Annotated in this window: 6 protein-coding genes; 5 read left to right on the top strand and 1 reads right to left on the bottom strand. The window is 53.2% G+C overall.

The genetic code is table 11. The features are described from left to right. Positions 1-67: 67 nt before the first annotated feature. From larB to ttdB, 4 genes are read left to right on the top strand one after another with little or no spacing between them, the layout of a single operon-like run. Positions 68-814: a nickel pincer cofactor biosynthesis protein LarB gene (gene larB, locus Q0340_RS08250; RefSeq protein ID WP_298082915.1), complete on the top strand. Its 747-nt coding sequence runs from the start codon at positions 68-70 to the stop codon at positions 812-814. 53 nt (positions 815-867) lie between these two features. Beyond that, positions 868-1,326 carry a DUF2809 domain-containing protein gene (locus Q0340_RS08245; RefSeq protein ID WP_298082914.1) on the top strand — a complete coding sequence of 153 codons (459 nt, stop codon included), beginning with the start codon at positions 868-870 and terminating at the stop codon, positions 1,324-1,326. Next, a complete protein-coding gene (gene ttdA, locus Q0340_RS08240) occupies positions 1,319-2,218 on the top strand; it encodes a L(+)-tartrate dehydratase subunit alpha (protein ID WP_298082913.1) in 900 nt (299 codons plus the stop codon). The genes Q0340_RS08245 and ttdA overlap by 8 nt, the downstream gene beginning before the upstream one ends. Next, positions 2,215-2,832, top strand: a complete 618-nt coding sequence (gene ttdB / locus Q0340_RS08235; protein WP_298082912.1) for a L(+)-tartrate dehydratase subunit beta — start codon at positions 2,215-2,217, stop codon at positions 2,830-2,832. Before ttdA ends, ttdB begins: the two co-directional genes overlap by 4 nt. Positions 2,833-3,129: 297 nt before the next feature. Here ttdB and Q0340_RS08230 read toward each other — a convergent pair whose 3' ends face one another. Continuing rightward, the gene (locus tag Q0340_RS08230; protein WP_298082911.1) at positions 3,130-4,293 is read right to left on the bottom strand and encodes a sugar transporter; all 1,164 of its coding nucleotides are present in this window, start codon (positions 4,291-4,293) and stop codon (positions 3,130-3,132) included. A 778-nt stretch (positions 4,294-5,071) separates the two neighbouring features. Here Q0340_RS08230 and nifJ point away from each other — a divergent pair. Then, a partial coding sequence (nifJ, locus tag Q0340_RS08225) for a pyruvate:ferredoxin (flavodoxin) oxidoreductase (protein WP_298082910.1) occupies positions 5,072-8,173 on the top strand: 3,102 nt, incomplete at its 3' end.

The following is an 8,173-nucleotide window of genomic DNA, read 5'->3' as shown; positions in this document are numbered from 1 at the left end:
CAGCTCGTAACGCTTGGCGCTGCGGAGGTGACGCTCGATCTAAAGGGGCTTAGAGAGGATGTTTTGCATGAGAGAGGATGAAATTTTAGAGCTTTTCGCTAGGATAAAAAGCGGCCGCGTGAGCGAGCAAGAGGCGCTAAAATACCTGAAAAACTACCCTTATGAGGACGTGGGCTGCGCCAAGATCGACACTCAGCGCGCACTGCGAAACGGCGCGGGTGAGGTGATCTACGGCGAGGGCAAGACGGATGATGAAATTTTGCGTATCGCTAGTGCGATCGGCGCGAGAGGGCAAAATATCCTGATCACGCGCACGAACGAGCGGGTTTTTGGGCTGGTGCGCGAGACGCTGCCGCAGGCGGAGTTTAACGCTCGAGGCCGCGTCATCAGCGTCAAATTTAAAGAGCCCGCGCTCACGCAAAGCTACATCGCGATAGTATCTGCCGGCACCGCCGATGGCGCGGTCGTGGAGGAGGCGTACGAGACGGCGAGATTTTTAGGCAACGACGTGCGCAAATTTAGCGACGCGGGCGTGGCCGGGCTGCACAGACTAATCGCAAATTTAGAGCAGATACGTGGCGCAAAGGTCGTGATCGCGGTTGCGGGCATGGAGGGCGCGCTAGCTAGCGTGCTTGCAGGCCTCGTGAGCGTGCCGGTGATCGCGGTGCCCACCAGCGTGGGATATGGGGCGAGTTTCGGCGGGCTGGCGGCGCTGCTAGCGATGCTAAACAGCTGCGCAAACGGCGTGAGCGTCGTAAATATCGACAACGGCTTCGGCGCCGCGTACAACGCGAGCCTGATAAATCATCTCTAAATTTACGTCCGCTGCGCGGGTCAAATTTAACGGCTAAATTTAAAAGGAAAGCGTTGCGAGGGGAAAATTTAAGAGAGCAAAATGCCATGTCCAAGGACGCGCAAAAGCGTGCGCAAAAGGCGCAAATAAGGCAAAGCGCGAGGGCGAGGCCAGTGTTTTTAGCCGCGGCGATTCTGATTTTAGCGGCTGAAATTTACATCGCGATCTGCATAAAGGGCGGTTTCGTGCGCCACTACGCGGGCGACGTTTTGGCCGTCATCTTGCTTTACGCGTTGGCTCGGGCTATTTTTAGTGCGCCGCCGTCAAATTTGCCGCTTAAAATTTTCGCGTTTGCGGCGGCTTTGGAGCTAGCGCAGTATTTTGGCGCCGTGCAAATTTTAGGCATAGAAAATAAAATTTTAAAAGTAATGATCGGCGGGACGTTTGATTTTGCCGACCTGCTCTGCTACGCTGCGGGCTGCGTTTTAGCGGGCGCGTATGAAAAATTTGAAAAAAGGAGAAGCGATGGATAAACAAAAAGCCGTTCAAAAGATGACCGAGGTTATGGCGAAATTCGTCGGCTACACGGGCAAGGTGCTGCCCGACGACGTGACGGCGAAGCTGCGGGAGCTCGCCGAGCGCGAGACGCAGCCGCTAGCGAGAGAAATCTACAAAACGATGTTTGAAAACCAGCGCCTTGCAAAGGAGCTAGACCGTCCGTCCTGCCAGGATACGGGCGTGATTCAGTTTTTCGTGCGCTGCGGAGCGAACTTCCCGCTCATCGGCGAGCTCGAGGAACTGCTGCGAGAGGCCGTACTGCGGGCGACGCGCGAGGCTCCGCTGCGCCACAATAGCGTCGAGACATTTGACGAGTACAACACCGGCAAAAACGTCGGCAAGGGCACGCCGAGCGTATTTTGGGAGATCGTGCCGCAAAGCAGCGAGTGCGAGATACACACCTATATGGCGGGCGGCGGCTGTAGCCTGCCCGGCAAGGCGACCGTGCTGATGCCGGGCATGGGCTACGAGGGCGTCGTGAAATTCGTCATGGACATAATGACCAGCTACGGCATAAACGCCTGTCCGCCGCTGCTAGTCGGCGTGGGCGTGGGTACCTCGATTGACGTGGCGTCGCTACTATCTAAAAAAGCGCTGATGAGACCTCTTGGCTCGCATAATCCAAACGACCGAGCCGCGCTAACCGAAAAACTACTCGAAGAGGGTATAAATAAAATCGGCCTGGGCCCGCAAGGCATGAGCGGCGCAAGCTCCGTGATGGGCGTGCATATCGAAAACTGCGCCCGCCATCCTAGCGTCATCGCCGTCGCCGTAAACGTAGGCTGCTGGTCGCACCGCAAAGGCCACATCGTCTGGGATGAGCAGCTAAATTTTGCCGTAAAATCGCACAAGGAGTTCGCGCTATGAGTAAGAAAATTTTAACCACGCCGATCGCGCCCGAGGATCTAGCGGATATCAAAATCGGCGACGTGATCTATCTAACCGGGCACATCGTCACCTGCCGCGACGTACCGCACAGACGCGTCGTGCAGGAGGGCCGCGAGCTGCCGCTAGATATAGCAGGCGGCGCGATCTTGCATGCGGGGCCCATCATCAGAAAAACAGACGGCGGCAAAGAAAGCTTTGAAATGGTCTCGGTCGGGCCCACTACTAGCATGCGGATGGAGAAATTTGAGCGCGAATTTATCGCTAAAACGGGCGTGCGCCTGATAGTGGGCAAAGGCGGTATGGGCGAGGGCACGATGAGCGGCTGCAAGGAGTTTGGCGCGATACACTGCGTATTTCCCGCAGGCTGCGCGGTGGTGGCCGCGACGCAGGTCGAGGAGATCGAGGGTGCGGACTGGACGGAGCTTGGGATGCCCGAGACGCTGTGGAAGTGCCGCGTGAAGGAGTTTGGTCCGCTCATCGTCTCGATAGACGCGCACGGAAATAACCTTTTTGAGCAGAACAAGGTCAAATTTAACGAGAAAAAGGACGCGGCGCTAGCTGAAATTTTACCGCAGGTGGGGTTTATAAAGTAGTTAAATTTTAGCGGTTTGGGTTTTAATTTGTACGCCTTAAATTTTTACGCCCTGCCACTAAATTTTAAAATTTATCGCTCTAGCGAGGGTAAATTTTAAGGGCTTTGGGCGGATAGAGCGGACGATCAATAAAACAGACGGCGGAGTTAGGCGCGAGATTAAATTTATCTGCAAATTTAGCTAATCGCGAGGGATAAATTTTAAAAATTTAAACCCATAAAGCTGCTATTTTCTAAAATACAAGCTTTAAAAACGACGCTCCGCGAGCTTGCCGAAGCTTTTTCGTAAAATTTAGCGCTATTTTTTCGCTGTGAATTTCACACTTGCATAGAGGTAGCTTGCAAGCCCTAGCGCGCCCAGTATCGCGCCTGCCTCGCCTATGTGCTCAAGCCCGAATTTCGTTGCGATCTGATGCCCCAAAAGCGCTCCGCCGCCGATGCCTACGTTATAGATTGCCGAGTAGATCGATATCGCGACGTCGGTAGCATCCGGAGCCAGCGCCAAAACCCTAATCTGCAAACAAAGCCCAAAGCCAAAAATTCCCACTCCCCAGACGAAAGCTGCGAGCAGCAGCGCCGCGTCATTTGCGACAAAAGCTTTTAACGTCAGCACCGAGGCTAGGATAAAGAGGATCGAGCAGATTAAAAAGGCGTTTGGAAAATGGCGATAAAGCTTTGAAAAAAGCACGCTCGCAGCGATTCCAGAAGCACCGAATGCAAGCAGGACGTAGGTTACGAAGTGATCGCCTGCAGGGTTAAATTTCGCTACGAAGGGCTCGACGTAGCTATAGGTCGTAAAATGCGCGCCTACGATCAAAAACGTCAGCAGATACAAAGCAAGCAGCATAGGGCGCTTTGCAAGCATCGGCAAGCTCGCAAGAGAGCCCGCGCGCCTGCTTGGCAAAAACGGTAAAATTTTCCAAAGAAACAGCGCCTCCGCCGCCGCAAGCGCGCCGATCGCAAAAAACGTAATTCTCCAGCCCAAAAGCTCGCCGACCACGCGCCCCAAAGGAAGCCCCAAAACCATCGCTAGCGAAGTGCCCAAAGCCAGCATGCCGATAGCCTGCGAGCCTTTATTTATCGGCGCTAGGCGCACGACGAGCGATGAGGTGATCGACCAAAAGATCGCGTGCGAAATCGCGATGCCTAGTCGCGCGATTACCAAAACGGCAAAATTCCACGCAATGGCAGCCAGGGCGTGGCTTAGCGTAAATAGCGCGAAAAGCCGCAAAAGCAATCTCTTGCGCTCGAGCTTTGAGGTTAGCAGCATCAGCGGCAGCGAAAGGATGCTCACCGCCCACGCGTAGATCGTGATGATTAGCCCCGTGCCAGTAACGTCCATGCTAAAATCCGCCGCGATGTCGCTTAGCAGAGCCACGGGGATAAATTCCGTCGTGTTAAAAATAAAGGCGGCAAACGCCAGCGCGATAACTCTCGTGTAAGCGATTTTATGGACGTTCATCGGTTTTCCTTTGGGCTTTTAAATTTGGCTTTAAGTTTAGCGCATTTAGCGGTTTTTAGCTTTTCGAGTTCTGCTTGAAATTTTAAAATTTTAAAATTCCGCGCCATATATACGTGCCGCGCTAAATTCTAAACGGGGGATTATAGCTAAATTTATCCTCCGCGCAGCTTGCGGAAATAGAATTTACGCTCAAAACGCAAAGTCGCATGGGGTAAAATTCACGTAGCGATCGACCAGTGAAAATTTAAAATGAAATTTGCGCTGCGCTCGGCAGGAGGCAGTAAAATTCCTTATATTTGGCAGAATGCGCTGAAATTTTATATGCTGCGATGTTATAAGCCATAAATAAAATTTCGCTACGTCGAGCTTGGATGCGTATGGCGGTTAAAGCTTTGTTAGTGGCAAATTTATTATCCAGTCTTGTTGCGATATGAAGTCTTTTTATCTTGTGGCAAGTACATTTTTAAATTTCTTAATTTTCGCGTATTCCCGTCATTTGATATTTGGGTCAGAATTTCAAGCCAGACGGCTAAATTTGCATTTAATCTCTACCGCTGCTCGCGATCTGCGCTTAAAGTATGCAAAATTTATTTTCAAGGCGGTGAAAGAGCTCGTCTCAAATCGTCCGCAATGCTCGTCTAAAACTGCCAGCAGATCGCGCTTGTAGCCCGCCTGCTGTGATAAAGCTTTAGAATTTTATTCGGTTTGCGAAGCATTTAAATTTTTAAGCAATAAATATGTAAAATTAGTGAAATTTGATAATTCCAAAGGACGAAAAATGGCAAAAGTTATGAAAACGATGGACGGAAACGAGGCAGCGGCTTACGTCTCATACGCCTTTACCGAGGTCGCGGGCATCTATCCGATCACGCCTAGCTCGCCTATGGCGGATTACACCGATATTTGGGCGTCGCAGGGCAAGAAAAACCTCTTCGGCATGCCCGTTAAAGTAGTCGAAATGCAAAGCGAGGGCGGCGCGGCGGGCACCGTGCACGGCTCACTCCAAGCGGGCGCGCTTACGACGACGTACACCGCATCGCAGGGGCTTTTGCTAAAAATTCCAAATATGTACAAGATCGCGGGCCAGATGCTTCCGGGCGTCATTCACGTCGCGGCGCGCGCGCTTGCGGCGCAGGCGCTCTCCATCTTCGGCGATCACCAAGACGTCTATGCCTGTCGCCAAAGCGGCTTTGCGATGCTTGCAAGCGACAGCGTGCAGGAGGTGATGGATCTGGGCGGTATCGCGCATCTTGCGGCGATTAAGGGGCGCGTGCCGTTTTTGCACTTTTTCGACGGATTTCGCACGAGCCATGAAATTCAAAAGATCGAGGTGATGGACTATGCCGAGTTTGATCGCCTGCTCGATCGCGAGGCCGTGCGTAAATTTAGAGCTAACGCGCTAAACTCCGAGCATCCTAAAACTCGCGGCACGGCGCAAAACGACGACGTATATTTTCAGACGCGCGAGCTAGTTAATAAATTTTACGACGCGCTTCCGGACATCGTCGCGGAGTATATGAGCGAAATTTCAAAGATCACGGGGCGGCCGTACGCGCCTTTCGTCTATTACGGCGCAAGTGAGCCGCAGCGCGTGATCGTCGCGATGGGCTCGGTCAATCAAGCCCTTGAGGAGGTGGTCGATCATCTAAACGCGAAGGGCGAGAAAGTAGGCGTGCTAAAAGTGCATCTCTACAGGCCTTTCAGCCTCAAATATCTCTTCGCCGCGATGCCTAAAAGCGTGCGTAAAATCGCCGTGCTCGACCGCACGAAGGAGCCGGGCAGTCTCGGCGAGCCGCTGTATCTGGATATAAAAGCCGCATTTTACGGGCACGAGGACGCCCCACTCATCGTGGGCGGTCGCTACGGTCTAAGCTCTAAGGACGTTGATCCGGCCCAGCTAATCGCCGTGTATGAAAATTTAAAGGCGGACGAGCCTAAAAACGGCTTTACGATCGGCATCAACGACGATGTGACTCATCTATCTCTACCCGTGGGAGATAAAATTTCGCTCGGCTACGAGGATGAGATAGAGTGCTTGTTTTATGGCCTGGGCGCGGACGGCACCGTGGGCGCGAATAAAAATTCCGTCAAAATCATTGGCGACAAGACCGATCTTTATGCGCAGGCGTATTTCGCCTACGACAGCAAAAAATCGGGCGGCTACACGCGCTCGCACCTGCGCTTCGGCAAAAGACCGATCCGCTCGACCTATCTCGTCTCAAATCCGCATTTCGTCGCCTGCTCGGTCGCTGCGTATCTGGACATCTACGACGTCATCGGCGGCATCCGCGAAGGCGGCACCTTCCTTTTAAATTCCATCTGGGATGCCGAGCAGACGGCGGCAAAGCTTCCGAACAAGGTCAAAAAAATTCTAGCCCAAAGACGGGTAAAATTTTACATTCTAAACGCCACCAAACTAGCACGCGATATAGGGCTCGGAGGCCGCACCAATACGATCATGCAATCGGCGTTTTTCAAGCTTAGCGGCATCATTCCGTTCGAGCAGGCGCAGAGCTATATGAAGGAATACGCCAAGAAAACCTACGCCAAAAAGGGCGAGGCGGTCGTGGCGATGAACTGCGACGCGATCGATAGGGGCGCGGACGCTTTGGTGCAGGTAGCGATCGATCCTGCGTGGGTAAATTTAAAAGATGACGCGGCGGATACGAACGATAAATACAAGGGCGACGAATTTATAGAAAAGATCGTAAAGCCGATGAACGTAGCGCGCGGCGATAGCTTGCCGGTGTCGGCGTTTTTAGGACACGAGGACGGCGGGTTTGACGCGGGCACGACGCGATTTGAAAAGCGCGGCGTGGGCGTCATGGTGCCTAAATGGATCGAGCAAAACTGCATCCAGTGCAACCAGTGCGCCTTCGTCTGCCCGCACGCAGTAATCAGAGCGTTTTTGCTAGACGAAAAGGACGAGGCCGCCGCGCCTTTAAATTTAAAAGAGCACCTGCTAGAAGCCAAGGGCAAGGAGCTGAAGGGGCTAAAATACAAGATCCAAGTAAGCCCGCTAGATTGCACGGGCTGCGCGCTCTGCGCCGAAAACTGCCCGAGCAAGGAAAAATCGCTCGTCATGGTGCCGCTTGAAGAAGAACTCGCGAAGGGCGAGCAAGAAAGCGCAGACTTTTTATTCGAGCACGTAAGATACAAAGACGATTTGATGGACAGATCAAGCGTCAAGGGCGTGGGATTTGCGCGCCCGTATTTTGAATTTCACGGCGCGTGCCCCGGATGCGGCGAGACGCCGTATATCACGCTGATCACGCGACTTTTCGGCGATCATATGATCGTAGCCAACGCCACGGGCTGTAGCTCGATATACGGAGGATCGGCACCTTCTATGCCGTACCGCAAGGACGAGAACGGCCGCGGCGTCGCGTGGGCGAACTCGCTTTTTGAGGATAACGCCGAGTTCGGGCTAGGAATGAAGATCGCAAGCGAGACGCTGCGCCATAAGGTCGAGGATCTGATGCTAGGCTCGCTCTCAAGCGTGCCAAACGCGCTAAAGGCGCTTTATCACGACTGGATCGAAAACAGAGACGATACGCTAAAATCCGCTCAGATTAGAGATAGGCTGGTGCCGCTACTAGAACAAAATTTGGACGCGCCCGGGGTTCGTGAAATTTTAGAGCTGAAGCAGTATCTAAACAAAAAATCGCAGTGGATCATCGGCGGCGACGGCTGGGCCTACGACATCGGCTACGGCGGCCTCGATCACGTGCTGGCTACCGGCGAGGACGTAAACGTGCTGGTACTGGATACGGAGGTTTATTCAAACACCGGCGGACAGAGCTCCAAAGCTAGCCGCCGCGGCTCGATCGCGCAATTTACCGCAGGTGGCAAGGCGGTGCAGAAAAAAGACCTCGGTCAG

This window comes from uncultured Campylobacter sp. (assembly GCF_938045595.1).
Lineage (GTDB): Bacteria > Campylobacterota > Campylobacteria > Campylobacterales > Campylobacteraceae > Campylobacter_B.
Note: the sequence above shows the minus strand (reverse complement) of the source record. Positions and strands in the feature narration are given on the sequence as shown.